Here is a 25,698-nt window from a genome sequence, read left to right as displayed (position 1 = left end):
TAAAAGTTTGATATTAAATGGTATATACTTTGATCGTGTAATTCGTTTGAGGGAAAGTGGAAAAATCATCACTTTACAACAAAATACAAAAATAGCATCTAGTTTCCGTCTTAAACCTTCCTCACTTCTTTTACCTTTAGGAACTCCTTAGCAATGAACTGGTCTATCTCACCATCATCTCCTAGGTTTTGTATTACGAAGGTTCTATAGATAAAATCTTGGGGGATGAACTCTGAGTATCTCCTGGTAGACGGTGCTGTGACTATAGCTAAATTATCTGAGCTAGCGGGGGCATTCAGTTCCTCAGTCCTTATCAGCCTTGAGCTCACCCTTGCCTTAGTGACCTTCCTGGCCAACTCCTCTTGAACCCTAGTGTTTAAGGTCTCTAACTCGGCCCTGTTGGATACCCTCAGGTTCTGAAAGGGTGTAATCAGTGGTTTCAACAAATTAGGTAAGGTCTCCCCTCTCAATGCCTTTTCCACTACCCCCATGGCCCCGCAGTCGGTGTGGGGAAGTATCACGATCTCCTCTGCCTCCTTTAGCAACCTGAGGGTCTCCTTTAACGAACCGATATTTGCTCCAGCATTCCTTACGAAAGTGGTTTTACCATCGTTGTACTCTTTTTCAAGGAAGTGGTTTAACCTCCTGTCCATACAGGATATTACCAACCTCATGGATACTACATCTAGTCTAAGACTTAAATTTTTATTTTTTAAACATACATTTAGATTTCTAAATTTTTTTAAATAAATAAAATGATAGTTTATACCTCAATATTAAACTTCCTTCCTAGGTAGACCAGTCCCTCCCTAATCCCTAATCCTAGCTTCACCCCAGTCTCGATTTCATCTCTAGATGCCACTCCATTGTCCTCTAGCCATTTCACCTCAGCTAGAGCGTCACGTAATAGCTCCCTAGGGTCTGGCCCTGCGTTAGCTGTAATCTCTGGTCTCCCCTTACTCCAGTCGTAGAACCCTAGGTTAGATTTCCTCCCCAACTTACCTGCTTTCACCATGGCTTCCAGGACTGAACACCTGAACGGGAAGCCTCTCCTCTCCGCCTCCTTAGTTATGTAATAGTTGACGTCTAATCCGGTGTAATCCAATAACATGAAGAGGCCCATGGGCATGCCCAATTCCCTCATAGCTACATAATCGACCTCTTGGGGTGAATACCTCTCAAGTAGGCTGCACGCTGATGTGAAGAGCCTGAAAAGTATTCTGTTAACTACGAAGCCGAAGACGTCCTTCCTGACCGGGAGCGGGTACTTACCCAACGAGTTCATCAATGATACGGTATGGTTAAAGGTTTCCTCTGAGGTGAGATCCCCCTTAATGACCTCAACTAGCTTCATGAGGACCGGTGGATTGAAGAAGTGAGTTCCTAGAAACCTCTCTGGGATCACCACATAACGGGATAGCTCTGTAATTGGTAGAGAGCTGGTGTTGCTACCTATTACGGCGTCCTTCTCGAGGGCCGATACCGCCCTGAGGGCATCTCCCTTAACCTTTAGGTCTTCGTAAACTGCCTCTATTATGGTAGAGGACCCTTTAGCCTCCTGAAGGTTCGTCGTGGTACTGATCCTCTTCATGACCTCATCTGGGTTCACTCCCTTACTCGCCAACTTGCCTAAGGACCATCCTATGGACTCCATCCCTTTCTTAAGTGCATCTTCCCTTACATCGTACAAGGTCACCTCATGCCCAGCCATGGCAAAGACTTGTCCAATACCGCTCCCCATTACTCCTGAGCCTAGGATGAAGATCTTCACTTTAGGACCACCCTTTTGGACTTACCCTCATATCTAGGCAAGGTACCGGGGTTGACGAACTCGACATCTGGGTTAACGAACGTCGTGTTCTTAATGTCAGTGACTATCTTCCTCCTCAAATCCTCTGACGGATTGTTGGTCTCTACCAGTAGGAGGAATTTTTGCGGTTCTTTAGTTATGACCATCTGGTACTCCAGCACCTCAGGGTAACCCATTAAAACTTCATTAACTGCAGTGGGGTACAACTTGACACCTTTATAAAATATGACGTCATCTGATCTGCCCTTCATTATCTCCACCTTAGGGTAGGGTATATCGTCGTCGCTCTCCACGAGTTTGGTTAGATCTCTGGTCCTGTATCTGATGAGAGGCATTCCCTCTCTTGTGAGGTGGGTGAAAACCATTTCCCCTTCCTCTCCCTCGTCAACATTTTCTCCTGTCTCAGGGTCAATTATCTCTACCAGAAAGTGGTCAGTCCATACGTGCATGAACTCATGGGAATCGTGGGGACACTCCTGAGCCATCCCAGGGCCAATTGCCTCTGTAAGCCCGTAAATTTCCCTGGCTCCACCCCCTCTACTCAGTAGGGAGAGTTCCTTCTCGATCCTTCTCAACATCTCCGGCGTCATTGACTCGGCCCCTGGAACCGCTATGGTCAAGTTCAGGTCCCTTTCCGGGTCAAGTCCAGCTTCCCTAATCTTTTCAGCTACTACTAACTCGTATGAGGGAGTTCCAGTAATTACCGTTGCCTTGAAGTCCTTTAGCGTCTTCACGAGGGCTTCAGTCCTCCCTGTGCTCCAGGGTATCACCTTAGCACCTATCTTCTGGGCGCCTATGTGCAATCCCAGACCTCCAGTGAACAGACCGTATCCGTAAATGTTTGCGATTATGTCCTTCCTGGATACGCCAGCTGTCCTCAGGCTCCTGGCTACTAGATTAGCCCATAGCTCAACGTCATTTGCTGTGTAAGCTCCGACTGTGGGAACGCCAGTTGTCCCACTCGTCATGTGCCAGCCCACTATTTCATCTAGGTTGACAGTTAGGAACTCTCCACCGTAGGGGTACCCCCTCTCCCTTAAATCTCCCTTAGTGGTAAACGGTAGCTTCCTCAAGTCCTCCCTGGTCTTAACGTCATCTGGTGTCAAGTTCTTCTCCTTGAAGAGCTTCCTGTAAAACGGACTAAACTCGTAAGCCCTCTTTACGGCTCTCCTTAGTCTAAATAACTGAACCTGTTCTATCTCCTCTCTTGTTAAAGCCCTGGGATCTGTCTCGTCATAGAGCATTGGTCTCACCTATGACTCTCATTCCATCTGTGGTTAAGGTAACGGTATCATTTACCTTCGGTCTCCCTTTAATCCAACACATCAAGTCCACTCCCTCCTCCGTTTTCACAATTCCTATGACGTAGTCCTCCAATTTGTCGTAACCTTGAGGTTTCGCCTTCACGACAGTGTAGGTCATGATCTTGCCTTTATTCCCCAGTTTAACCCATTCCGTTTTTGTCATGCAGTTGGTGCAGTCAACTTGGGGCGGGTAGTACACTACTCCACATTTATCGCACTTCGTCGCCCATATTTCTCCCCTTTTTAACCCCTCCCAGAACCTCTCATATCCTTTCTCTGGGAGAGAATACCTTAGCTCCAGGGGTATTCCGTCCATTTCACATCACCTTGAAAGGACTGTTACGTACGCGTAATGTCCAGTCCCCCCTACGTTGTGGGTAAGGGCTACGTAATTCTTGAACTGGTGTTGAACAGGGCCCGCTTCCTCCCTTAACTGTTTAGTTACCTCATATAGCATCGCCAATCCAGTGGCTCCTAAGGGATGACCCTTTGCTTTCAACCCACCAAAGAGATTTACAGCTACCCTACCGTCCTTCTCCGTCTGTCCTTCCCTTAAGAGAGAGGCGCCCTTGCCCCTCTCCGCGAAACCTAGGTCTTCGTAAGCCATTATTTCAGCAATGGTAAAACAGTCATGAACAGTTGCGTACTCTATCTCAGTGGGAGACCTTCCGCTTCTAGAGTAAGCCATGGCCGCCGCATCCCTCGAGGCTCTGAGGCTGGTCCACTCCCCCCTTCTGGCAATGGAGGAGGTATCGCTCCCATAACCTATGGCCTCAATCCAAACTGGGGTATCTATTTTGAGCTCCCTTATCTTCTCCTCCGACGCAAATATGACCGCGGAGGAACCGTCGCTTATGGGGGACGAGTCCAGGAGCTTTATGGGCCAGGATATAACCCTAGATTTAAGCACGTCTTCGACTGTAACCCTATTTCTTAGGTGAGCCTTTTCGTTCAGCGAAGCGTACTTATGCGCCTTAACAGATGCTAAGGCCATGTCCTCCTCTGTGGTTCCGTAAACTGCCATGTGTCTTGTAGCGTAAAGCGCATAATACGAAGGGAAAGTCGTCCCGTACATATGAAACTCCCACTGATAGTTTCCTCCCCTCCCTCCTATGGCTAACGAAGTGGCAGTGTCAACTTCAGTCATCTTATCGAATCCTACAGCCAGGGCTACATCAGCAACCCCGGATGCCACAGCGTTTACAGCGGAGAAAGATGCGGCAGATCCAGTGGCACATGCTGCCTCAACTCTAATCGGAGTTTTCCCAAGCAGGGATGAGTACTCAGACACTGGTGGAGCAGGATACAGTTCTACTCCTCTATACGCTGTGCTGCCAGCCACAACCAGTTGAACGTCTCTCTGCGTCACACCTGCATCCTCCATTGCTTCCTTTATGGACTCCCACGCCAGTTCTCTAACTGATACGTCATCCCTCCTACCAAACTTGGAGGCTCCTACACCAATTATTCCTACTCTTTTCATGATTATCCATCTTCATATTGGAACTATATATGTTTTCTTTATAATTTATATAGCTTGATTTTCATGTAGATTTTAAATGTTAAAGTCCAGGAGTGAAGAAAAGTTTTAACTCTCTAGAAGCTCCTATCCTAGTTGATTTTAACTTGGAGGTGAGGAGATCACCTATTCCCCATTTTCCTCATTCTCTGAAATCAATTCTTCCGACTCTGAATCAACTCATGAATGTAGTTAGGGATTGGAAGAAGGATTTGAATGTGATTGAAACATTTAAGGTCAAGACTCACAGCTGACTTCTTCCCACCCTAAAGGGCGAGGTTTGTCGTTCTCTCCTACGAGAAGGGAAAAGTTTCCTACACCGCTTTTTATCAAAGCCTAAAGGCTATTAATTTTTAGTAGAAGACTTCTGTCATTGAGGCAGGTACGTACCCCGTATTCTTATCTCACTACAGAAGTATTGATGGATCGATTTTGTACCTTCTAATGATCTTGGATGTGTCCACTGAATTGATGCCCTTTATATTATATAGTCTATTTGAGATAAAACTGTAAGCTTCCTCCTCTTCCTTAAACACTGCATGGACGTGCAGCCTAGGGCCGCTATCCATCCCGTATACCCTTACTATGGAGGGGAATTGAGATATCTCATTCACTACCTTGTCCATGTACTTCGGAATAGCGTCTATTTCCATGACTATGGAGACCTTGTAACCTAGATTGAGCCTATCAATAAGCGGGACGTACCCCTTAATGATCTCGTTTTCTTCGAGCTTCTTTATTCTATATCTTATGGTACTTACAGGTAGACCTATTTCCTTAGACAACGCCGTGAGGGTATACTTAGCGTTGTACCTCAGTCTGCCCAAGATTTTCAGGTCAATTTCATCCACCTTTCCATCTTGCATATATTATAAATATATTGTCCTCCACATATTAAAGTTTCTTAATATTTTCTCAAAAGAATTCCATTATTATTGGATAAATCTGCAACTACCCATCGACTCAGCTGAAAATTTTTACAAGTAGCGAAACGGTGAAAAGGTAAATATGATTTCATTTATATAAAATGAAAAAAGTTTATCTTTAATAATTTTAGTATTCTCTACATCAATGAGCAGAATATCCTTCGGGTATTTTCCTGTTGCCTATAACCCCGCTGAATAGGCCCAGTATTATGCCCACCCAGTTTATGGCAATCCCTACAGCAACTACAGGCGCCGAATGAAGGTTAACCCCTATTGCATCCACACCTAAACCAAAAAGTAGCATAACCCAGCCTAGGACATAGATTATAGTATCTGAAACGTTTATGAGCCCTTTATGAATAACGTACCCTTCATCTTTCTCGGTCATCTAATTTAACCTCCTTTCACTCTTTGTTGGATTTCAGGAGGTATTGGCTCTCCGAGCTTTTGCCTGACTTTAATGTATTGCTCCAGTGTTGGAGGTTTCTCAACGAAGAACACTAAGGCCGCAGCTATCAAAGAGAAAGCCGCGCCAATCCAGAACACCACAGACCAAGCGAAGTTTGTTATGGTTATTGGGGCGCTAGTGACTACGTCAGCCCACGTTCCACCAGAGACTAGAGTTAGGATGACAGCGGCAATAATTCCACCGAAAGCCCCTCCAACTACTTTTAGTGCATATGGGATGCTCCAGTTTCTCCCAATGTAGTTCTCACCGAAGTAGTCTGCTATTACTAACCAGTCGAAAACGAAACATGCACCGGACACAGCACCCGTCGCTACAGCCAATATTGCCCAGAGCCAAGCAATGTGAGCAAGACCTGCGTAAAGTACACCTAAGCCTCCCAACCCCATAAATGAGTAGAATATAGTTAGAGCCTTTCTTCTACCTATGATACTTGAAATAAATCCTTGAGTAGGCCTTCCAAGACCGTCAGTTAGGGCAAAACCAGCAGCACCCACAGCAAACGCTATACCTCCCCCGAATCCCATGGCAGCTCCGAAGGGTGCATAGAAGGACACATTGAACAGAGATGCAGCTAAGGCAAGCGTGAACGAGATCATCTGAGCTTTACCCTGAGGTGTAGCCAGCATCTCTCTAGCTGTCCACTGGGCTACAGCTGGCGGATTTGCCTTTAGCTCCCTTGACTTTAACTTCGCCTCTCTTGCCGCTATGGGATCTACGTTCTTTGGCCACCAATACTTGGGTGGATCAGCTACAATTAGTCCTGCTATCATTAGACCTATTCCTATGGTAAGACCCGTAATATACAGAATAGTCTGGAAGTCGCTCTGGTTAAATGCAAATATATATAATAAAATGTAAGGGACGGCCCCATAAGCCCACGCGCCGTTGGCAAGCCCTAGCCTCCATCCTCTTTTCTCTGGGAACCATTTGTTTACGATAGCACCTCCAGTAGCGTAACCTAATCCAGCTCCGATACCACCTATAGCTGCATATCCAGCATAAGCTATCCAAGGCTGAAAGGAGTTAGCGAAGAGGTAGTAAGCTACCATTAACATTGCTCCACCGAAGAGTAGAGATCTCCTTAGACTTATTAGACCCCTCTCCCTGAGCCATTGGAAAATAGTTGCGCATATTGTGGCTTGGAAAAATACATAAGCCGTGTAGTTGAAGAACCCCTCAGCCAGTGACCAACCGTAATGAGAGATAACAGTAGTTGATGCTGTTCCCCACCCATACTCTAACACGCTCCCAAAGAAGAATGACATCCAAGCGCCCAGAAGCAGTAGCCTCCTGCCTACTGGATAGCCCAATATCTTCTTCGTTATGTCCTTTACATCCTCCCCTACCCTATACTTTCTCCCTGCGCTATCTACCACTATTGTGTATTCCCCGTAAGGGGATCTAAATCTACTACTTTCTACCATTTTTTCCATTTTATTATCGTGTATACCTAATAAATATCTTTGGAAACGATAGTTACCTAAATCTCTTAAGATTTTATAATATAAGAACATTAAACAGTTGCATAAGGTTCATATTAACGTTAAATCTATAATTATAATAGGCAATATCATTTGAGGGCGAATTGTAAAATGACTAAATTTTAGATTAATGCCCCAGTGGAATATCTAGAATCTCGTTAACATGTGAACTAGGTCTTTGCAAAAAAATTAACCGTGTGAGTTTTAGCCAGGTGCTGCTGGAAAAACCTAGAGACTTATGGTGCTTTTTCCATCAATTTAGGTTCCCCCAGAGGACGAATTAATGGTATCATTAACCCCGTAAGCTCTTCCCTCCTCGACTTGGAAAGACGGGCAGAAGGGCAAGAACTCCTATAAAAGCAGTGAGGACTAGGTAGATATCAGAAATTTCTGAATTTATCGAATATAGGATGGCGAAGAGAGTGCTACCTAGCACTCCTCCCAACGCCTTTCCAGTGTAAAGAATTCCACTGTTAACTGTAGAGAATCTGGTTCCAAATATCTCTCCTGCGACATTGAAGTATAGGGTTATCATTGAACCTCCAGCGAAACCAATTAAAATGGAGGAGATCGCGATCTCCTTTAACAGAAGGAGAACCGATCCCAATGTCAGGATCGTGTTGAGGATCAACGTGGTCCTGACTATTCCCACTCGGTCCGCTATTCTCCCAAAAAATGGTCTCATGACACCACTGAGTAACGGGAAAATCGAAATTAAAGTGACCAATTCGGTATGGGGTAACGACTCCCCCAGGACAGCCAACTGGGAAGACAGTGTTGTTAGAGGAATAACGGCTCCGACGAAGGAGACGTATATTAGCCAAAACTTAGAGCTGAAGATCACCTTTCCGGGTGGTCTCCCTCCGGTTGACTTAGGATATGAGGAGAGGAACATGAGTGAAGTTATTACGACAAGCTCAGCTATCCCTATGGTCAATGTCACCACTCTATAGTTATTTACGTAGAGGATAAGGGGATTTGCGATCACCGAACCAAGCCCAAATCCCATGGAAACCAAACCTGTTGCGAAGCCCATCCTATCAAGAAACCATTTTATAGCCAGGTTGGCGGCTATCCCATAAAGTATTCCCTCACCTATACTACCTATGGACCAAAATGCGTAAAACGATAAAATGGTTGGGGAAAGGTAAGTTCCAAGGAAACCCAACGAGGCTAGAACAGAAGCTATAATTCCTATCGTCCTCGGTCCGTTTTTGTCAGCGAAATGTCCCCCTATTGGCTGAAAAAAGGAGGAGAAGATGCTAAACAGAGTAAATCCTAAGGAAATCTGTACTAGAGAGGCGTTAAAACCCGCCTTAAGAAGTGGCTCGAGAGCGTTCCAAGAGTACTGGTATAGTGAGTTAAAGCACATCGTCACAAATCCTATTATAATGAAATTTTCTCTCCTCATAATGGAGGTAAAATTACTCCCCAATTAAAAGCTTTTGAACAAAGATAAAATAAAATATAACTTAAAAATTTATTTGATATTATTCTGTTTACTTTATTACCGACTTAATTGGCATCACACCTGGTATTTCCCATGAGGTGTACATCTCATCGACCATCTTCTGGAAATATTCATAGTCCTCTTCAGTAAAGTGGGAGAACCTACCCTGCTTTTCCAGATACTCCCTTACGGGCTTTCTCTTCACCCTGCCCTCTACTATACCCTTTGTAGGTTCGTTATAGATGAGCTTACCGTCCACAAATTCGTATAGAGGCCATAAGCCAGTCTCCACAGATAGCGTTCCCAACTCGTGAGAGTACATTGGATCGTAATCCCATCCTTTTGGACAGGGATCTAGTGAGTGTATGAACGTTGGTCCTCCTATCTCTAAGGCCTTCTTTATTTTGTTCATCGTATCCAATGGATAAGCAGGTGTGGTAGTTGCAGCGTATCTAATGTTTCGGTGTCCTGCAATTATCATGGGGACTACGCTTTTCTTCCATCTTCTCTTCATGATCCTTCTGGCTGTACCCGGTCTGCTGAAGGATGTTTGTGCTCCGTATGGCGTCATACTGGTCTCCTGGATGTCGGTGTTTGCCGAGGACTCATTGTCGTAGAGCACTATGAGTAAGTTATAGTCATATGTCATAGCATTGGATACTCCAGACAGACCCATGTCTGCGCACCCCAGGTCTCCGCAGAACACTATTACGTTGATGGGTTCCTCCTTAATTTTACCCTTCCTCATTAAGGCTCTAAGGGCTGCTGATGTACCCAAGGCTGCTGCACCAGATCCACCCAACTGAGTGTGCACCCAAGGTACCACCCATGACGTAGTATAATATGTGGTGTTGGCTACATACATACACCCTGTTGCACCGACCACTATGGTTCTAGGGCCGGCAACCTTAGCTAGATACCTCATCACCATAGCGGACTCGCATCCCTGGCAGGTCCTGTGACCTGACGTATAAAATTCCTCCAGCGGGACGTCTTTCATCGTTTTTATGATAGATTTATACATTTTTTCCTCTTTTTCTGCCTGACTCACGTGAATTCACCCCCATAATTACCAGGGATCCCCCCTCACGTTAATCCAATAGGTGTGCCTTGTTATTGGAGTATCCCTCGCTTCCAAGCCTATCTTTATAACCTTCTCAGCGTCCTGGACGGTTATTTCCCTTCCGCCTAGCCCACCTATGAAGCTTAGGATCTTAGGTCTCTCGTCTAAATCGTAGAGGGAGGATCTCACTTCATGATAGACCACTCCGCCTCTGAAAGGGGAACCCAGGGAATAGTCCCTATCCACAACGCAGACAACTTTAGCTCCGGATAGATACTTCATGACCTCCTGAGTAGGGAATGGTCTGAACCACCTTATTCTCAACATTCCTACCTTTATTCCCTGTTCCCTCATTTTGTTAATGGCCACCTTTATGGGCTTCGACACTGTCCCCATTCCCACAAGAATGACTTCTGCGTCATCTGTCATATAGGGTTCAACGAATGGATTCTCAAACATCTTAATGTCTCTCGTGGTTCCTGGATAACGTCCAAATACCTTCTTGAACGATTCGTACGCCTCGGAGATGACTGTCCTGGCCCTTTCCATGCCTTCGTCGTGCTGTCTCCTTATCTCACTTACCCAATCTTCGTTCACTTGTGGTGCAACGGATATTGGATTGTCAGGATGGACTAAGTATTTTCCCCTGTTGTATGCTGGAAGGAAGTCCTTTACCAACTCCCTAGGAGGTAGCCTAACTATCTGTTCAGAGTGGGTTAGAAATCCACCGTCCATGGAAACCCCCACAGGCATTAAGACTCTACTATCCTCTCCAACCCTATAGGCTATTAGAGCCGTATCGAAAGCCTCCTGAGCTGTGTCGACCCACACCAGAAGCCAGCCTACATCCCTAACCATTAAGGCGTCGTTGTGCTCTACACCGTACGCTCCTGGATCGTCCAACGCTCTGTTACCTATTACAGCAACTACAGGTGCTCTATCTGTGGCTGTGACTACAATCGCCTCCATTCCGTAGAGCCAACCTACACCGCTGGTTCCCACCAGAGTCCTAGCTCCAGTGAGGGATGCATGCTTAACTATCTCGAACTGTCCGTGTTCCCCTTCGGCCACAATGAATTCCGCATCTAGCTGGCCATCTGCAATTAGTTTTGAAATGGTGTCCATAACCTCTGTATATGGCCTTATGGGATACGCAGCTGTTACGTCTACATCCGCATACATAGCGGCATAGGCGACTGCTTGCGTTCCGTTTAGAAGAATCTCCTTCTGAACTAGCTCAGTCATCTTCCCAACCCCGGAACTACTACTCTCTCCTTTACTCCTCCTTCTCTTACTTGCTTTAACCAGGACTTGTACGCAACCTTGTCCTCCTTCCACATCTCATAGGGCCTTCTGTAATCCTTAAACCTCCCCTCGTTTACCATGACTATGCAGTTCTTCACTGGGCAAACATCAGCGCATATTCCACACCCTACGCAATAATCATATGCTATATCGTAGTAGCCGTCCTTGGTTTCATCAAAGCACTCGTCAGGGCAGTAAACCCAGCACAGCTTACACTTTATACAAGTGTCGAAATCAACTGTAGGCCTCTCTGTCTTGGTGGTACCCCTCTTAAATTGTTCGTTCCTCCCTCCTCTAGGTACGGCAGGCACAGCAGCCCCCTCCATCATTTCCTGCCAGGTGAGTAACCTAGGTGGGCTGTACTTGAACTCGGCTCCCTCTTTCGGTGCCATGCTCTTAACGACAAGGGTCTCGTAGGCCTCTTCGACAGCGCTTAGCCTCTCATTTACCCTGTCCTTCTTGTGTTCCTTGACGTATGTCCTGACATGTTCGAGATCCACTATGTCAGGTCTCATTTTAGCTATGGCTCCCCACACCCTCTCCATTGTCATGTCATCCTTGAACGCCCATAGACCTGAGAACGATTTCTCCACGTTAATCCTGCCCATGTCCCACCTGAACTCCTTGGCAGGGGTTACCTTCACAAGTTCCTCCAAGTTTCTAGTTGACGTAACAATCATAGCTCCGCCTTCCTTCAACTTGAGGTTAATCGGTTGTACGCCCTGCCAGGCCCAGGACTCTACTCCCTTAAGCAGGGTATCATCTAGGACCACTATAACGTCAACAGTTTCCGGTTCAACCCTGGTGGAGTATCCTATTAGCTCCTCCTCGTTTAGGGATCCCAGAGCTACGTAATACTTGGCTGGAACTCCATTCCTCTCAGGAGAGTCCCCATACCTTCCGAAAGACACGGCTGACCTTCCCATTTCTCTCGCCATGTAAACTAGTCCCTCAGCGATGTATTTCGCCAACCTCTTCTGGAATATTCCCCTGTACGTTATCTCTACGTATTTTACGTCTTCTCCATGCGCCATTTTCCCATGATATATTATGCCGAGGCAATATTTATATTTTTACAAAAATTCTGCAATATTCTTAAGGTAAGAGTTATAGTAGCATTAAAACAGTCCCCATATAGTTTAAGAAAAATACAAGTTTTTGGCCAACTATAAGGGAAAATCCACAATAGTTTAAGGGTTTTCTTAGAAAAAAATGGCAAGTCCTTAGTAACAAGTTGCATGACAACCAAGGAGATTTGAGGCATCATCAGTTGTAGTATGTTGAAAATTCTTTAACCTAGAACCCTTGGACTAGAAAATTTATTCAAGCCTAAACTTGATCTTTACGTTCAAATAGGGTATGTTGTGGTACGTTAACCTTAGTTGATCCATGCTTTTACGCTAGTTATAATTTGACGTGTAGTTCATAAGAATTGGGATTATTAGATAAAGAAATTCGCTTCAATGATATTAAATTTCTCAGTTTCTGGGTAAATAGATAAACGGTTTATTTCGACTTTCCCTAATCAAGATGATGTTAATGACTGCAAACGGTAAAACGTATTTGACGTTCACTCACATGAATTTCATGAAGACATTGTCATGACGTTGTCAAAGGCAAAAGTTAAATTTGCACTTGCCGGTCTATCATTATGAATTCCGTGGAAGTTTCTTTAAAATATCAGGGGAAGATTCAGATACTTCCAAAGGTCCCAGTGAACAGTTATGACGACTTTTCTGTTGTTTATACTCCTGGCGTGGCGGAAGTGGTTAAAGAGATCTCCAAGGACAGGGAGAAGAGTTTCCAGCTGACCAGTAGGTGGAACTCCGTTGGAATAGTGACCGATGGTACTAGGGTCTTAGGTCTCGGGAACGTAGGTCCTGAGGCTTCAATGCCTGTGATGGAAGGGAAAGCATTACTTTTCAAGTACCTTGGAGGAGTCGACGCCTTTCCCTTACCGATAGCTGTTAAGGACCAGGATGCGATAGTATCTGTGGTGAAGGCTTTAGAGCCAGCCGTTGTCAACGGTTTCCGTTAACTCGTAAAATTTATATAATTCCATATCAATATCTTACACAGTGCTGAGAACAAAGGGAGTATGCGAAAGACTAGGAATGTCTTACTATACTCTTGGACTTAAGTTAAACAGGGTAAGGTAGAGCCAGTCGTCCTAGAGGGCGGTAAATGTTTAGGGAGGACGTGGGGAGGATAGTGGGAACAGTGAAAAAGGGGGAGGTCCTCTACGCTAGAGTGTCTCAGGTACACAAAAAGAAGGGCTAAGACAGGTCCCTTACCTGCAAGGAAAGGTGAAGGAATACGGCCTCACCGTCACTGATGTTGGTTAAAGCTTAGACGTGGAGAGGGAGGCCCCATAGACTGAGGGCCCTCTACGACTAGGTCTCTAAAGCCGCGTATAGGGACAGGCCAGTGGGTTTGGATTTGAGGTAGTGGAGGGGGTGTGTGAAGCACACAAATGCGGGGTCCAGGTCTTGAGGGAGAGGACAAGGCCTAGAGCATGAGCTGCTCGAGGGTCTAATCGCAATACTTTCGCCCTTCAGTGAGTGAGTTATATGGTACTAGGTAGTACGAGGAGGTGGAGGAGTGCGTCGAGGAGATTAAGGATTAACAGCTTCGCACCGCCAGAGGAGTCCATCTACCTGACTTACGCTGTCAAGAACGACAAGAAGGAAGAGACACTCCTCTTGATAAGGGAGTATAAGAAACTGTTGGGCAAAGCGCTAGACTACCTGTGGAACAAGACAAGGGTAGAAACAGAGAGTACCACAGTCAAGAGAGGTCGTCACAAGAGAGTGAAGGTGATTATACCAAAAAAGAAAGAGGTGTACAAGGGGTTGAGGGAAGGGCTAGAGGAGGTGAACCCACTGGCATCACACTACGTAGACAAGGCAATTAGCGACGCGTTCTCGGTCTTGAAGTCGTGGAGGAAGAGGGCGATAAAGGGTAGGGTGTCCCTAGGAAAGCCTAGGTTGAAGAGAGCTTACGTTAGGGTTAAGTCTACGCTCAGGAAGGTGGTCAACGACGAGGTAAGGGTCACGGTCAGACCTCACCAGTACTTGACCTTTTCGTGGGGGAAGGAATGGTTCAAGGACAGGGTTAATGGTCTAGAGCTCGGTGAGCCAGTGATCAAGGAGGACAAGGTGTACCTACCCTTCCGTTATAAAGCTCCTACACAGACCCCTTTAGACTTCCTAGCAGTAGACTCAAACCTCTCCACGCTAGACGCTTACGACGGTGAGAAGTTCGTGACCTTCTCCCTGAAGGGGCTATACTCCCTGAAGTATAGCATAGTAAAGAAGAAGGGGAAGGTACAGTCCTTCGCGTCAAAGCACGGTAAGAGGGGGAGAGAGCTGTTGAGGAAGTACTCCCACCGCGAGAGGCACAGGGTCCTGGACTATGTGCATAAGTTTGTCAACGCCCTACTTGAGCTATACCCCTTGACAACCTTCGCAGTCGAGAGACTGGACAAGCAGAGCATGTTTAAGGACGCTAGCGGTAAGCTGTCTAGGAAGATCTCGAGAACTGTGTGGAGGAGTATTCACAAGGTACTCAAGTACAAGGCTCCGCTTTATGGTTCTCGCGTCCTCGAGGTCAACCCATACCTTACCTCAAGGTCTTGCCCCAGATGTGGGTACGTATCCCGAAAGGTAGGTAAGACCTTCGTCTGTCAGAGGTGTGGGTTTAAGTTAGACAGGCAGTTGAACGCTTCCCTGAACATCTACCTGAAGATGTGCGGGTTCCCCCACCTAGACGGTATCCCATCTAGGTGGGTCGGGGTTACCCCGCTAATGGGGCGGAGGAGGATGAAGGAAGGCCCGCTCGACTCCCGTGAAGCCCAAGGGTTGAGGATTGATATCAAGTATGAGATCCGATGAGACCCAAACCCCTTCTACGACGTTGCTTCAGCAGTAGCCGTGAAGAGCGTGGAACTTGGATACGCAAGGGTTAGGACTAGTGCTGAGGAGTTTAAGTTAATGGCAAAGCGAAGGATAGAGGAATCAAGGAGGAAAATTAGGGCGATCCAAAGTGCTGATTAGGAAGGCTAGGCTTGACGACGTCAATATTATTGCTGAAATGTTTGAAAGGATGTACGCATTGAACTCAGAGTTCGACCCATTGCTTCAGGTACACGATGACGTGGAAGATAGGTTGAAGAAATCTCTCGACAGTGACGTAAATGGAAATGAAAGCGTTGTAGCAGTTGCTGAAGATGAGGGTAAAGTTATTGGAGCTGTCAGGGTAAGATTGCAGAAAAGGGAATACTACGTCCCTGAAAACATGGCAGTTATAGAGGAGATCTACGTCCTTCCTAGTTATAGGAGGAGAGGCGTAGGAGAAATGCTCTTGGACTTCGTTATCAAGGAGTTATCAAGGAAAGGCGTTAGGTCAATAATTGCCAGATTTCCTGCCAAGAACATTATTGCGGTTTCATTCTATGAGAAGAGGGGGTTTAGAGAAATACATTACGAATACATTAAAAAAATTGAATCTTAATAGAACCAGCGTCTTACTCCCATTTTTGTGGTTCTAGGTAGGATCTCAGTTTTAAGAGTACGGTTAGATATTTACAATAAAACTTGAAGGTCTATCTTCTTTATCAAGGTTAGTGAAAAATTTATTGGCGTTAGTGGACATAATTTGATTTACTATATTGCTCTATCCGATTAAAGTACTGTGTTAGAGAAAAGATAAAACTAGTTAGGGCTGGGATGAAGTCAGAAGGATTCAATTATACATTCGTAAATCTTTGACGTTTTTTCTATATTCTTAATACTAACACTCTCGTTTGGGATATGGGCTTGATCTGGCTCCCCAGGACCGATATTTACCGCTTCAGAGGATGGAAAGAAAACGGCATCATACCTAATGAGGGCTACACTTTTAGAGGGTTCGAAGCTTAGCTCTTTCCTAACGCATGACTCTGTGATCTTGACCAGCTTAGAGTCTAAGGAAGTCCTCTGACCTGGTACAAAGCTCCTAATTTCAAAATCATAACTAACTCCCATCTCTTTGGCTATCCTGTCCACTATTTCTCTGTCAACATTTTCATTTTCCCTATCCCCAGGAGGGGTAGTCCTGTAAAAACTAAATGAGAAGAGCCCGGGGACTAAGCTATCGCTGTTTCCGCCTATCGTGTACCCCCCTAAGTTAATCTCAGGCCTCTGCCCTTCTTTAGCCGACTGAAATAATCTGCTGTACTCGTCCTGAAGCCTCAGCGCAAATCTAGAGGCCTCGAGAAAGGCGTTCTGTCCTGTCGAGGCCATGCTGGCGTGCACCTGCTTTCCTTTGACCCTAATCAACCCTCGGAGAATGCCGAAATGTCCTATAAATATGTTGGGAAAACTGGGTTCCCCAAAAATCATGTATTTAGGATTCAAATGAAGTTCGTTAGCTAGGAATCTTGAACCTACTCCACCGCTCTCCTCATCCGGAACGAAGGAGACCTCCACCGAAACGTCCTTAACCCTAGACAAAGCCAAGTATAGGCTCACTATGGCTCCTTTCATATCAGCTGTGCCTCTACCGTAAGCCCTATCTCCTGAGACTCTCAAACTAAAGGGGTCACTGACCCACTGATCCCCTGCAGGAACAACGTCATAGTGGAAATTGAAATGGATTTTAGGATCTGGACCACTTCTCCCCACTAAGACAACTCTTTTTCTCCCCCTATGGCTGGGAGAATATATATAATTTTTATCTAAATAGTCTTCAGGTATTTCATGCAGACTCATCTTCAGACCAACATCAGAGAAGAGATCCCTTAGGGACTCTGCCATATCCGGATAATTTAACCCAGGTGGATTGATGGTCTCCACGGAGACTAAATTTGACAGAATCTTGATTATATCCATGATATTTACCCAATCCTCTGGATTTTTCTCAAATTAGACTCCCCCAATCTCTCCTTTAACTCCTCGAACTCCTTTTGGTCGTAAACTTTGCCACCCTTCTCCACGAACTTCAACAACTCAAGGCAGAACCTTGAAGCATGCTCTAACATTGTGATGTCGAGAACGCCTGTTTCATAACCTGGTATTACTTCCCTGGAGACTGTAGCTACACCAATAACTGGGGAGTGGGTGTAGAGCCAAGGAGAAACGAGAGTGCTTATATGGTACACTTTGTAGTCTAGAGGAGTAAGATCACCCGTTGTGAGGGGTACAAGGAATATCTCATGACCAGTGACTTTATTATAAATATTAATTACATCGTCATCTAATTTCATAATATACCCGTCCTTTACCACATGGGTCAGTGCGAAATCGTCGTACTTGGCTATCTTATTACCCTTTGTGGAGTCTACTGAAAGGACAAGGGAGGTCTCCTCATCCACTTCAATTTTCAGAGCGTCATCAAGCCCAACCGGAGGAACCATAAAGTCAAAGGGCTTGTGAGGGACTAATTTAGCGTCAGTGGAGAGGTTAGTGACGATCGATACTTCTACGTCCAGTTTGATCCCTTTCTCCATCAATTTCACTAGTTCCATGAGAAGGGCCAAGGACACCACTGCCCCGTCGGCGTCCGACACTAATCCCTTGTTAACTTTACGCATCTGAATGGCTCCCAGTCGTCCAATAACCCTTACCCTCTCCTTTCCCCCTCCATAAACTGCCTTCAGAAAGGGTACATCTTCTACGTTTATTTCTCTAAGTAGAATTTTTCCCTTCAGCATCGATTTTATTTGGTCCATAGGATCTGCCGACTCCAATATCTCCAGCACTTCCATCAAGGTCTTAAACATCATAGTCTCAACTTCCCTGGATTTAGTATATTGTGCGGGTCTACCTTTTGCTTGTACTTTTTCATCAATTCCAATCTGAAATCCTCGTCTACCCTATCGTTCACCTCCAAGGAGTGTATTTCAAAGGGGATGCCCTCCTTCAACATTATGGAATCTATCAAATCGAAGTTGCTCCTCTCTGACATGAAAACGGTATATACTATTGTCTCCCCCCTTAGGGTCATAACGTCCCCGTGTATCAATACCTTTGAACCCAAGGCCCTCTTGACTTGTTTTACAACTCGAAGGAAGCTTCCCAGAGATAATAACCTCACTTCGTAGAAGTACTGTTGGAACTTCGTCAATTTACTCATGGTAACGTATATCGCAGCAAAGGCTAATTCATCAAGAAACCTAAGTTCAACTTCCTCCCCAAAGTTTTGGGTACTGGAGATTATTACGTTCCAATCACCTGCCGTCACCCTATCCCTGGCTACGGTTGAAAGGGCATCCTTGTCCTCAACGGTAATTCTCCTTATTTTCTGCCTGTATCTTTCCAAGTCCTTGAGTAACGCTACTACATCCTCTATATCCCGAAATCTAATCAATTGGTCCTTCCAGTCTTCAAGATCCACCACAGCTAGCTCCGCTTCGGTTATGACTCCAGTTACACCTGCTGCCTGAGATACCGCTAAAGTCTCTATTCCACTCAAAACGTAAGTGCCGCTCGGTCCCACTACTCTGACAGACTTTACACCATCGTTGTGAAAATGATAACCATATTGGTAGGATCCGATCCCTACGTCCCCCCCGGCTATATACCCCCCAAGGGTGGATATGTAGAAACTACTGGGATATACCTGTAACTCTTTCCCCCTTTTCCTAAGATAGGCTAAGGCATCTAGAACCTTCACTCCTGGTGATATCCTTAGACTCTTATCGTACTCCATCTCACCTTTCAACTTCCTCATATCGAGCGCGATGGACGGGGTTATTGGTAGTACCTGGCCAATTGTAGACGTCCCTGCACCCCTCGCCAACAGCGGAATTCTGTTCTCGTCGCAAAACTTCACGGTATTTATTACGTCCTGCTCATCTGAAGCTGACACTACCCCTAAGACACGGCTCCCCATCTTTGAGAGGACGGGGGATACGAGGTAAGGAGAAGTTGAAAACTCAGTTATGGTACGGTCATCTATAATGAATTTATTTCCAAATTCTTTCTCTAATTTCTTTATAAACAACTCCATTTCGTAATAATATAGCCGTCAGCCTATTAAAGAATTCTCTTTTACTATGTAAAATCCTTTACGTCGGAGATCTAACTTCCGCCATAAAGGGCTAGGGCTCTCATTATCTTGTAAAAGCCTCACTTTAAGAGGAGAGCTTAGGAAAAATTTTGACTTTAACGAAAATAAATAGTACCTCCTGAATACTATAACAAGGAGCTAAAAAGCGTGGATCATCTCGTGACGCTCTTTAAGGTTTTAACTAAGGATGAAGCAAAGTATGGCAAGTCTCCTGGATGCCTAGATGATATCAAGTTCTCATCGACAACCACAGGCTCATCTAAATACATACCACCTGCAGCAATAACGTCATCCTTTATGGAATAGTAGGAAGTTAGTCTTCTCCCCTTAACTACGTTCGCAGAAATTAGGACTTGTGGTCCGTGGCATATGGCAGCAACTGGCTTTTTGGACTCGAAAAACCTTCTCGTCAATACCTTCAACTCCTCACTGTTTCTTATGTTCTCTGGCCCTCTTCCACCTGGAATGACTAACGCTATGTACTCCTCGGGTCTAGCTTCCTTGAAAGATATGTCTGAGACTACAGCGTAACTATGCTTACCAGTAACCTTAGCCTTAGCTTCCTTCCAAGCGATAACAGGCTTAAACCCCTCTTCGATCACCCTATAGTAAGGGTAGAGGAATTCAATATCTTCGAACTCCTCTCCTATCACAAAAAGTACTTGTTTTTCTGCCATACCTTAGTTTTTTTAGCGATAAAATAAAAGATTAACCGGTCCAGAGGCTTCCCTTAAGACATCCGTCATGTGAAGGATATGAAACTCTTTATGGATGAAATTAACCTGAGAATCTTAGCCTGGGAGCCTATAAGGTGGAGATCGACTTATCCTTCACAGAGGGATCTGATCTTTTATAGCTATCCCTCTAGTTCCTTAACGGTTATATAGCTTCGTGTTTGAGCGGGAGGCTTCACGTTAGAAATTGTAGTAATTCTGTTTTCATGATTAACCCGATTTCCCTCTAAGGTCTTAATTATCTAAGGTCTTCTTAACGTCTTCCTCCTTAAGGAGGAGAGCTTTCTTGAATAACGAATAGCTTAAAATTGATAATATTAGCATAACAAAACCTGTTATAATAAAGATATTCGTGACTTTCAGAAAAGTAGAAAGGGTTCCAAAGACAACGGCCATAAGTGGAGACGCCCCAGTGGTGAGTATGTTAGTAAGGGAGTTGAACTTACCTAAGATTTCGTTAGGTATTACTCTTATCAATAACGCAGATAAAGGGATATCAGCCAGTGACACCTCAACACCCATGGAAGCTGTGAAGAACGGTTCTATCATTGGATCTTGGAAGATCGTTATCCAGAAGAAGGATAAAGATACTAGAATTAGTAGAACGACTATCATAGTGGGATTCTCCAAGGACTTCCCTATTTTGCTAGCGATAATGCCCCCAATTAACGAGCCTAAGGAAAATCCTAGGATAAATATCGTGTAATAAATAGCAGTAGAATGTAAATAATAATAAAAGAATCCTGAACCTAAAGCATCTATGGAAACGAACAGACCATTAAACGCCGTGAGAAGGATGAGGAATAGGGAGACTGGTTTTATCACTCTTATAACGTCCTTATAGCCATATTTTGAAGACCTAACCCTAGTGTCATATTGTGGGATACTTAATATGGTACCTAAAAGGGAAAAGGTTAGGATCGCGTAGATAAAGTATCCTGGAAAGTATCCGGCAAAGACGCCCCCCAGTATACCCCCAAAAATCTCGGATATGGCCCTACCCATAGTTACTTTTGAGATTGCGTTAGTAAGGAGGGAAGGTTCTACTGCGTCCTTCACGTACGCGAAAAACGCGTCAGAGGACATCAATGAGAAAATTGATGAGAGGAGGTCTACAAAATATATTACTTGTAGATTATATATCATGAATAAGACAAAGTATGACATTAAGACTAGAAAATTTGAAAAGAAAAGGATCAACGTCCTATTTACCTTATCGAGCACGTAACCCTCAGGAAATATGACTAAGAAGTAGCCAAGAAGGGAAAATGTGGGGATTAGGCTTACGTCAAGTATGGAGTGGAATTTCTCTACAATTTCCCACATAAAGTACACAGAAAACATCAGAGAGGACAGTCTAATCATGTTACGAGCCATCCAGAACCTGTAAAAATTTTTTAGCATTGATCCAAGAGTCGTTTAAAAGTTAAATATTTTCTGCGACGTGTAATATATTTATTCTCAGTTTAAGATCGTCCTATATCCTCATTACATGCGGTCAATGTTATCCATACTATAGCGTAAACTGTATCGAGTTCATATCTTTTTTAGTTCATAGCCGAAAAGGGGATCTTTGGAGAGGTAGTCCACTTCTCTCTTTTTACTTTAATTGAGAAATACTAATTCTAGGACACGGAGACGAAACTAAATAGTATGGCTGAAAACAGTACGTTGTTGGATATTTGTATACTGAGTTTTTCCATGTTAATTCTAATATAACTCATGTGTTTATATAGAAACTTTTCAAGGATTTTGAAATTAATATGAAAATCTTTTGTCAGGACTGAACCTAGAGAACTTGACTTATTCATTGCTTTAAAAATTTGGGTAAGAGTATTTATAAAGTGGGAGCTAAAATGATGTTGGAATGAAAAGGATTTACAGGGCGAAGTTTTCAATTTTGCATAAGGGATGCTGGACAGAGAAGGTGGGATCAAAAGTTTTGACCCTTAGAATATCACAATATAATAGGAAAAAAGTAAACGTGATGATTGCGTCCCCAGACTTGATAGTAAAAGATCTAAGTTCCTCCGAAAATGTGGATGAAGTATTGCGCTATAGAAAGATGAAAGGAGGTTATCTTATAGAGTTCTTGGAGGACTCTAAATCCTCGATTTCAGGAGTAGTGCTCGATGTCTCAAATAATCTTTTAGAATTTAGAAACAGAGTGTATAAGGGCGTAGAATCTTGGCAAATAACGTCTATAAGCAAGTCTGCAATTAATAATATAGTGGAAACGTTCAGGCCTGATACGTTTGCAATGGAGGAAATAGACCTCCAGGATATTCTGGGATATGGACTGACTGAAAAGGAAATGGAGACCCTAAGGGTAGCTCTTTCAATGGGGTACTTCAGTTATCCAAGGTCCGTCAAGGCCAGGGACGTAGCTAAGTCCATGGGTGTATCAAAACAGGACTTTCTCTATCATTTAAGGAACGCTATAAACAAAATGGTAACCTCATACAATTTTGACATGTGATAACCACCTTTGACATATGATTACCACCTAACTTGCTTAAATTTACATGGAAATTAAAAATTCACGAGTGGATGGTTTTACTTGATTTCATTGAGACTTGACTGCAAGCCCTTCTCAATTGCTCTAAGAAGATAGTAAACATAATTCATTTCAGTTATTGAAACTCCAGGAACTGACCTCCTATCCGCCCTAAAGGGTGAGGTTCGCTGTTCTTTTATCAACAATTAGAGCTATTTGGGCAGTAGTTAAGGGGTTTGGGTTTCATCGGATCTCATATAACTTGATATCAATCCTCAACCCTTGGGCTTCACGGGAGTCGAGCGGGCCTTCCTTCACCCTCCTCCGCCCCAAGGGGTAACCCCGACCCACCTAGACGGGATACCGTGTAAGTGGGGGAACCCGCACATCTTGGGCTGTTCATATGCAAGCCTTTCGGGATACATACCCACATCCGGCATTATGTAAAAACATTAGATGGAGTTATATAGGCTTAATACTCTCAGGCTTAATACTCTCACTGAAACTGCTCACTACGGCAGTACTTAGTCCAATAAAAGGCAAGGTGTATAATTTATTAAAATATCAGTGAAATTAATCGTCCATGAAGGTCTTTATGGCTAGACCTATATTTAATACTCGTCCCACTTCATATGCCTATCTCAAGAATACGGAAGGCCAGGGTAAAATCATCCAAAAGGAAGTTACTGTCTATTATGGAGACTGGTAGCATGTTCTGACCATACAGTTCCGCCCCCATGTACACTCAATAGCCACAGGGATAAGATAGATATTAAACAACTGAACTAGAAGTATAGGTCATTAGTTGAATTTCCTCAACTAGGCTCAACGCCTATTTATACTATTTAAAAGCTTTATCTTTAACTACGTTTAATTGATGGACAAAAAATTAATATACATTTTAAGTATGGAAAAGCAAATAATAGACTATACATTATTTGAATCTATGGATCAAAATAAAGGTGTTGAAAATCAGAAGGATACAGGATTGAGGAGGGGGGTTCTCGGTACCTGGTTAGTTGCTAGCTACGGTATAGCAGCCAACGCTCCCATTGCCGTGGCTACTCTGTATTTCGTTGGTATAGCAGGTATTGCAGGAGGTGCAATGCCTTTAGTTGTCTTACTTTCCTATCTCATTTATGCAACCACACTTATAGTGATCTATGAGTGGAGCAAGGATATAGCCTCGTCATATAGTTACGTCGCTATCATGAAAAGAGGGTTGAATAGCAGTTTAGCTTCATTCTCCGTAGGCTACGGATACATCTACCAGTATTTAGTTGCAGGTTCGGCCGGCTTCGGAATTCTAGGATTAGCCTCATTCCTTTATCTCATATCCCCATCCATTGCGTCGTCTTTTCCTTGGTTATGGGCCTTAATCAGCTTAGTTTTAACGGCGGAGGTCACTTTAATCCTTTGGCTAGGGGTTAAACCAGGAGGAATGCTCAACCTTGCAATAGGTCTTATTTCAATCCTTTTTCTTATTTTAACCTCGCTGGCCTTGATTTTCATAGCAGGTAAAACCAATACGGTAGCTCCGTTCACTTTATCCCCCGTAAAAGGGGATCTGGCCTTGGTGCTAGTTTCTATGATTTTTGGAATAACAACCTTCGGTGGAGCTACCACACCAATAGGGGTAGCGGAAGAGGCTAAATTACCTAAGAAAACTATGCCGAGGGCTTTGCTTCTATGTTTTGGTCTATTGGGTGTAGGCTTAATACTAAATTCCTACGCACAAGAAGCGGTTTATGGAATAGGGAATATGTTCAACTACGCCAGCTTACCTGACCCAATGATCGTAATTTACAGTAAATATTTTAGTCCGGTCATTGTAGATTTATTGATTGTTCTTGTTGCCTTTATGTTTAACTCCTCAATCATAGCTTTCGCAACTAGCGGTAGTAGAATGATTTACGGCATGGCCAGGGATAACGTGCTTTATCCCAGTACCTTATCCAAGATAAACAGACACGGAGCACCTGGTAACGCTGTTTTACTCACGGGAGCGATAATAGGTGCTCTCAGTCTCATATCTGGATATCTTCTAGGCCCCCTAGAGGCAAGTATATTTCTGATAACGTTCGGTTCCTTTTACGTGGCTTTGGGTCACATGTTTGCAGCGATCTCACTGATGCGTCACAAGATTAAGGAAGGGAAGCTAAAGGTGATACAACACATCGTCGTCCCAATAATATCAATAATAGCTTATCTACTAACCATTTACTATGGTACATATCCTGCGCCGGCTTATCCTTTAAACATAGCAGTTTACGCTGCTTGGGCCGTTCTGGTGGCTCACGTACTGACATACTATGTACTGAAGAGAAGATATCCAATGAGGATGAAGACCTTTGGAGACCACAGTCTATAATTTCATTCCTTTTCCTTCGTTAATGGGCTACTAGCTGATGCTGAAGGGGACAACAAAATGGGAACCACCTTAGACCTTAAGTAATCAAGGACGTTCCTTTCGTGTAGGTTCATTATCTCTGAAGCCCCCTCTGGATCCCTATTCTTTATTGCGTTAAATATTTCCCTGTGCTCTTTCAACTCCTCCATCCTCCTGTCAAAACTAGTGAATAACGTTAACCTTACAATTCTTAACTTTAATCTGATCTCTCTCAGGTAAGAGTATAAGAAGGGGTTCGAACTTGACTTTGCAACCTTATCGTGGAATTGTCCGTTTAAATCGGCGAGTTTAACCGGATCTGGACTGTCCTTGTAAGTTTCCTCTTCAACTAGCTTGAGAATCGCCTCCATTTCCTGAATATCCTCGCTTGTAGCCCTTATGGCTGCTAGTTTACTTGCTGTAGACTCTAGAGGTATCCTAACCTCATATAGCTTATCGACCTCGTCTGAAGTTATGTAAATAACTGTAAAGGACCTGTTGTTCTTTTTTACTATTCCCTCGGACTCCAGTATCTTTAACGCTTCCCTCACAGGGGTTCTACTCATGCTTAGATCCTTGCACAATTTATCCTCAGTAAGGGACTGTCCTTGTCCATATTCTCCCCGTAGTATCCTCTTGAGGATTTCTTCATACGCTACTTCGCTTAAAGTATTGAACATGAATACAAATCTGAATACCTTT

At 44.1% G+C, this 25,698-nt stretch carries 24 protein-coding genes and 1 pseudogene; 6 read left to right on the top strand and 19 right to left on the bottom strand.

Annotation, left to right across the window (positions count from 1 at the left end; genetic code table 11):
• Positions 1 to 110: 110 nt before the first annotated feature.
• The 12 genes from GWK48_RS07390 to GWK48_RS07335 form a co-directional block, all read right to left on the bottom strand.
• The gene (locus GWK48_RS07390; protein ID WP_174630982.1) at positions 111 to 674 is read right to left on the bottom strand and encodes a carbonic anhydrase; all 564 of its coding nucleotides are present in this window, start codon (positions 672 to 674) and stop codon (positions 111 to 113) included.
• An 89-nt stretch (positions 675 to 763) separates the two neighbouring features.
• On the bottom strand, positions 764 to 1,771 hold the full coding sequence (locus GWK48_RS07385) for a 3-hydroxyacyl-CoA dehydrogenase family protein (protein WP_174630980.1): 1,008 nt from the start codon (positions 1,769 to 1,771) through the stop codon (positions 764 to 766).
• On the bottom strand, positions 1,768 to 3,054 hold the full coding sequence (locus tag GWK48_RS07380; RefSeq protein ID WP_174630978.1) for a phenylacetate--CoA ligase family protein: 1,287 nt from the start codon (positions 3,052 to 3,054) through the stop codon (positions 1,768 to 1,770). The genes GWK48_RS07385 and GWK48_RS07380 overlap by 4 nt, the downstream gene beginning before the upstream one ends.
• Complete coding sequence (locus GWK48_RS07375) at positions 3,044 to 3,430, bottom strand: Zn-ribbon domain-containing OB-fold protein (RefSeq protein ID WP_174630977.1); 387 nt, start codon at positions 3,428 to 3,430, stop codon at positions 3,044 to 3,046. The genes GWK48_RS07380 and GWK48_RS07375 overlap by 11 nt, the downstream gene beginning before the upstream one ends.
• A gap of 6 nt (positions 3,431 to 3,436) precedes the next feature.
• Positions 3,437 to 4,600, bottom strand: a complete 1,164-nt coding sequence (locus GWK48_RS07370; RefSeq protein WP_174632663.1) for a thiolase domain-containing protein — start codon at positions 4,598 to 4,600, stop codon at positions 3,437 to 3,439.
• Between the two features lie 440 nt (positions 4,601 to 5,040).
• The gene (locus GWK48_RS07365; RefSeq protein ID WP_174630975.1) at positions 5,041 to 5,499 is read right to left on the bottom strand and encodes an Lrp/AsnC family transcriptional regulator; all 459 of its coding nucleotides are present in this window, start codon (positions 5,497 to 5,499) and stop codon (positions 5,041 to 5,043) included.
• A 202-nt stretch (positions 5,500 to 5,701) separates the two neighbouring features.
• Positions 5,702 to 5,947, bottom strand: a complete 246-nt coding sequence (locus tag GWK48_RS07360) for a hypothetical protein (protein ID WP_174630973.1) — start codon at positions 5,945 to 5,947, stop codon at positions 5,702 to 5,704.
• Between the two features lie 5 nt (positions 5,948 to 5,952).
• Positions 5,953 to 7,461 (bottom strand): MFS transporter, encoded by a 1,509-nt coding sequence (locus GWK48_RS07355; protein WP_174630972.1) that lies wholly within the window; start codon positions 7,459 to 7,461, stop codon positions 5,953 to 5,955.
• Between the two features lie 340 nt (positions 7,462 to 7,801).
• On the bottom strand, positions 7,802 to 8,920 hold the full coding sequence (locus tag GWK48_RS07350; RefSeq protein ID WP_174630970.1) for an MFS transporter: 1,119 nt from the start codon (positions 8,918 to 8,920) through the stop codon (positions 7,802 to 7,804).
• An 88-nt stretch (positions 8,921 to 9,008) separates the two neighbouring features.
• Positions 9,009 to 9,983 (bottom strand): thiamine pyrophosphate-dependent enzyme, encoded by a 975-nt coding sequence (locus GWK48_RS07345; protein ID WP_425487498.1) that lies wholly within the window; start codon positions 9,981 to 9,983, stop codon positions 9,009 to 9,011.
• Positions 9,984 to 10,028: 45 nt separating this feature from the next.
• Positions 10,029 to 11,267: a pyruvate ferredoxin oxidoreductase gene (locus GWK48_RS07340; protein ID WP_174630966.1), complete on the bottom strand. Its 1,239-nt coding sequence runs from the start codon at positions 11,265 to 11,267 to the stop codon at positions 10,029 to 10,031.
• Complete coding sequence (locus tag GWK48_RS07335) at positions 11,264 to 12,361, bottom strand: 4Fe-4S dicluster-binding protein (protein ID WP_174630965.1); 1,098 nt, start codon at positions 12,359 to 12,361, stop codon at positions 11,264 to 11,266. The genes GWK48_RS07340 and GWK48_RS07335 overlap by 4 nt, the downstream gene beginning before the upstream one ends.
• Before the next feature lie 617 nt (positions 12,362 to 12,978).
• On the opposite strand from GWK48_RS07335, the pseudogene GWK48_RS07330 reads away from it, so the two are divergent.
• The 4 genes and pseudogenes from GWK48_RS07330 to GWK48_RS07320 all read left to right on the top strand — a co-directional run.
• Positions 12,979 to 13,338 (top strand): annotated as a pseudogene (locus tag GWK48_RS07330) (malate dehydrogenase); the annotation flags it as partial.
• Between the two features lie 559 nt (positions 13,339 to 13,897).
• Positions 13,898 to 15,220, top strand: coding sequence for an RNA-guided endonuclease InsQ/TnpB family protein (locus GWK48_RS07325; RefSeq protein ID WP_174630963.1), 1,323 nt, complete (start codon positions 13,898 to 13,900; stop codon positions 15,218 to 15,220).
• A 39-nt stretch (positions 15,221 to 15,259) separates the two neighbouring features.
• A complete protein-coding gene (locus tag GWK48_RS11680) occupies positions 15,260 to 15,382 on the top strand; it encodes a hypothetical protein (protein WP_281359963.1) in 123 nt (40 codons plus the stop codon).
• Complete coding sequence (locus GWK48_RS07320; protein WP_174630961.1) at positions 15,372 to 15,839, top strand: GNAT family N-acetyltransferase; 468 nt, start codon at positions 15,372 to 15,374, stop codon at positions 15,837 to 15,839. The genes GWK48_RS11680 and GWK48_RS07320 overlap by 11 nt, the downstream gene beginning before the upstream one ends.
• A 221-nt stretch (positions 15,840 to 16,060) precedes the next feature.
• Here the strand turns inward: GWK48_RS07320 and GWK48_RS07315 are convergent, their stop codons facing one another.
• From GWK48_RS07315 to GWK48_RS07295, 5 genes are all read right to left on the bottom strand, one after another.
• Positions 16,061 to 17,197, bottom strand: coding sequence for a M20 family metallopeptidase (locus GWK48_RS07315; protein ID WP_246263773.1), 1,137 nt, complete (start codon positions 17,195 to 17,197; stop codon positions 16,061 to 16,063).
• Between the two features lie 5 nt (positions 17,198 to 17,202).
• Positions 17,203 to 18,090 carry a DUF1177 domain-containing protein gene (locus GWK48_RS07310; protein ID WP_174630959.1) on the bottom strand — a complete coding sequence of 296 codons (888 nt, stop codon included), beginning with the start codon at positions 18,088 to 18,090 and terminating at the stop codon, positions 17,203 to 17,205.
• Entirely contained in the window at positions 18,087 to 19,316 is a 1,230-nt protein-coding gene (locus tag GWK48_RS07305) for an FAD-binding oxidoreductase (RefSeq protein WP_425487473.1), read from the bottom strand. Before GWK48_RS07305 ends, GWK48_RS07310 begins: the two co-directional genes overlap by 4 nt.
• Positions 19,317 to 19,528: 212 nt before the next feature.
• The gene (locus tag GWK48_RS07300; protein ID WP_174630958.1) at positions 19,529 to 20,053 is read right to left on the bottom strand and encodes a type 1 glutamine amidotransferase domain-containing protein; all 525 of its coding nucleotides are present in this window, start codon (positions 20,051 to 20,053) and stop codon (positions 19,529 to 19,531) included.
• A 291-nt stretch (positions 20,054 to 20,344) separates the two neighbouring features.
• The gene (locus tag GWK48_RS07295; protein WP_174630956.1) at positions 20,345 to 21,514 is read right to left on the bottom strand and encodes an MFS transporter; all 1,170 of its coding nucleotides are present in this window, start codon (positions 21,512 to 21,514) and stop codon (positions 20,345 to 20,347) included.
• Between the two features lie 463 nt (positions 21,515 to 21,977).
• Here GWK48_RS07295 and GWK48_RS07290 point away from each other — a divergent pair, with 463 nt between their 5' ends.
• Positions 21,978 to 22,589, top strand: a complete 612-nt coding sequence (locus GWK48_RS07290; RefSeq protein WP_174630954.1) for a helix-turn-helix domain-containing protein — start codon at positions 21,978 to 21,980, stop codon at positions 22,587 to 22,589.
• A gap of 332 nt (positions 22,590 to 22,921) precedes the next feature.
• On the opposite strand, the gene GWK48_RS11675 is transcribed toward GWK48_RS07290, so the two are convergent.
• Positions 22,922 to 23,047, bottom strand: coding sequence for a hypothetical protein (locus GWK48_RS11675; RefSeq protein WP_281359962.1), 126 nt, complete (start codon positions 23,045 to 23,047; stop codon positions 22,922 to 22,924).
• A gap of 506 nt (positions 23,048 to 23,553) precedes the next feature.
• On the opposite strand from GWK48_RS11675, the gene GWK48_RS07285 reads away from it, so the two are divergent.
• Entirely contained in the window at positions 23,554 to 24,978 is a 1,425-nt protein-coding gene (locus GWK48_RS07285) for an APC family permease (RefSeq protein ID WP_174630952.1), read from the top strand.
• A gap of 2 nt (positions 24,979 to 24,980) precedes the next feature.
• On the opposite strand, the gene GWK48_RS07280 is transcribed toward GWK48_RS07285, so the two are convergent.
• The gene (locus tag GWK48_RS07280; RefSeq protein ID WP_174630950.1) at positions 24,981 to 25,676 is read right to left on the bottom strand and encodes a GntR family transcriptional regulator; all 696 of its coding nucleotides are present in this window, start codon (positions 25,674 to 25,676) and stop codon (positions 24,981 to 24,983) included.
• Between the last annotated feature and the right edge of the window lie 22 nt (positions 25,677 to 25,698).

Source organism: Metallosphaera tengchongensis (assembly GCF_013343295.1).
In the GTDB taxonomy this organism is placed as follows: Archaea; Thermoproteota; Thermoprotei_A; order Sulfolobales; family Sulfolobaceae; genus Metallosphaera; species Metallosphaera tengchongensis.
The sequence above is the reverse complement of the archived record's forward strand: the minus strand, read 5'-3'. Positions and strand labels throughout refer to the sequence as shown.

What these genes read in the sequence shown, in the direction of transcription:
- GWK48_RS07390 (WP_174630982.1), bottom strand. Translation starts at nt 674, where the DNA reads ATGAGGTTGGTAATATCCTGTATGGACAGGAGGTTAAACCACTTCCTT.
- GWK48_RS07380 (WP_174630978.1), bottom strand. Translation starts at nt 3,054, where the DNA reads ATGCTCTATGACGAGACAGATCCCAGGGCTTTAACAAGAGAGGAGATA.
- GWK48_RS07375 (WP_174630977.1), bottom strand. Translation starts at nt 3,430, where the DNA reads ATGGACGGAATACCCCTGGAGCTAAGGTATTCTCTCCCAGAGAAAGGA.
- GWK48_RS07365 (WP_174630975.1), bottom strand. Translation starts at nt 5,499, where the DNA reads ATGCAAGATGGAAAGGTGGATGAAATTGACCTGAAAATCTTGGGCAGA.
- GWK48_RS07360 (WP_174630973.1), bottom strand. Translation starts at nt 5,947, where the DNA reads ATGACCGAGAAAGATGAAGGGTACGTTATTCATAAAGGGCTCATAAAC.
- GWK48_RS07355 (WP_174630972.1), bottom strand. Translation starts at nt 7,461, where the DNA reads ATGGAAAAAATGGTAGAAAGTAGTAGATTTAGATCCCCTTACGGGGAA.
- GWK48_RS07350 (WP_174630970.1), bottom strand. Translation starts at nt 8,920, where the DNA reads ATGAGGAGAGAAAATTTCATTATAATAGGATTTGTGACGATGTGCTTT.
- GWK48_RS07345 (WP_425487498.1), bottom strand. Translation starts at nt 9,983, where the DNA reads ATGTATAAATCTATCATAAAAACGATGAAAGACGTCCCGCTGGAGGAA.
- GWK48_RS07340 (WP_174630966.1), bottom strand. Translation starts at nt 11,267, where the DNA reads ATGACTGAGCTAGTTCAGAAGGAGATTCTTCTAAACGGAACGCAAGCA.
- GWK48_RS07335 (WP_174630965.1), bottom strand. Translation starts at nt 12,361, where the DNA reads ATGGCGCATGGAGAAGACGTAAAATACGTAGAGATAACGTACAGGGGA.
- GWK48_RS07325 (WP_174630963.1), top strand. Translation starts at nt 13,898, where the DNA reads ATGGTACTAGGTAGTACGAGGAGGTGGAGGAGTGCGTCGAGGAGATTA.
- GWK48_RS07315 (WP_246263773.1), bottom strand. Translation starts at nt 17,197, where the DNA reads ATGGATATAATCAAGATTCTGTCAAATTTAGTCTCCGTGGAGACCATC.
- GWK48_RS07310 (WP_174630959.1), bottom strand. Translation starts at nt 18,090, where the DNA reads ATGATGTTTAAGACCTTGATGGAAGTGCTGGAGATATTGGAGTCGGCA.
- GWK48_RS07305 (WP_425487473.1), bottom strand. Translation starts at nt 19,316, where the DNA reads ATGGAGTTGTTTATAAAGAAATTAGAGAAAGAATTTGGAAATAAATTC.
- GWK48_RS07300 (WP_174630958.1), bottom strand. Translation starts at nt 20,053, where the DNA reads ATGGCAGAAAAACAAGTACTTTTTGTGATAGGAGAGGAGTTCGAAGAT.
- GWK48_RS07295 (WP_174630956.1), bottom strand. Translation starts at nt 21,514, where the DNA reads ATGCTAAAAAATTTTTACAGGTTCTGGATGGCTCGTAACATGATTAGA.
- GWK48_RS07290 (WP_174630954.1), top strand. Translation starts at nt 21,978, where the DNA reads ATGAAAAGGATTTACAGGGCGAAGTTTTCAATTTTGCATAAGGGATGC.
- GWK48_RS11675 (WP_281359962.1), bottom strand. Translation starts at nt 23,047, where the DNA reads ATGCCGGATGTGGGTATGTATCCCGAAAGGCTTGCATATGAACAGCCC.
- GWK48_RS07285 (WP_174630952.1), top strand. Translation starts at nt 23,554, where the DNA reads ATGGATCAAAATAAAGGTGTTGAAAATCAGAAGGATACAGGATTGAGG.
- GWK48_RS07280 (WP_174630950.1), bottom strand. Translation starts at nt 25,676, where the DNA reads ATGTTCAATACTTTAAGCGAAGTAGCGTATGAAGAAATCCTCAAGAGG.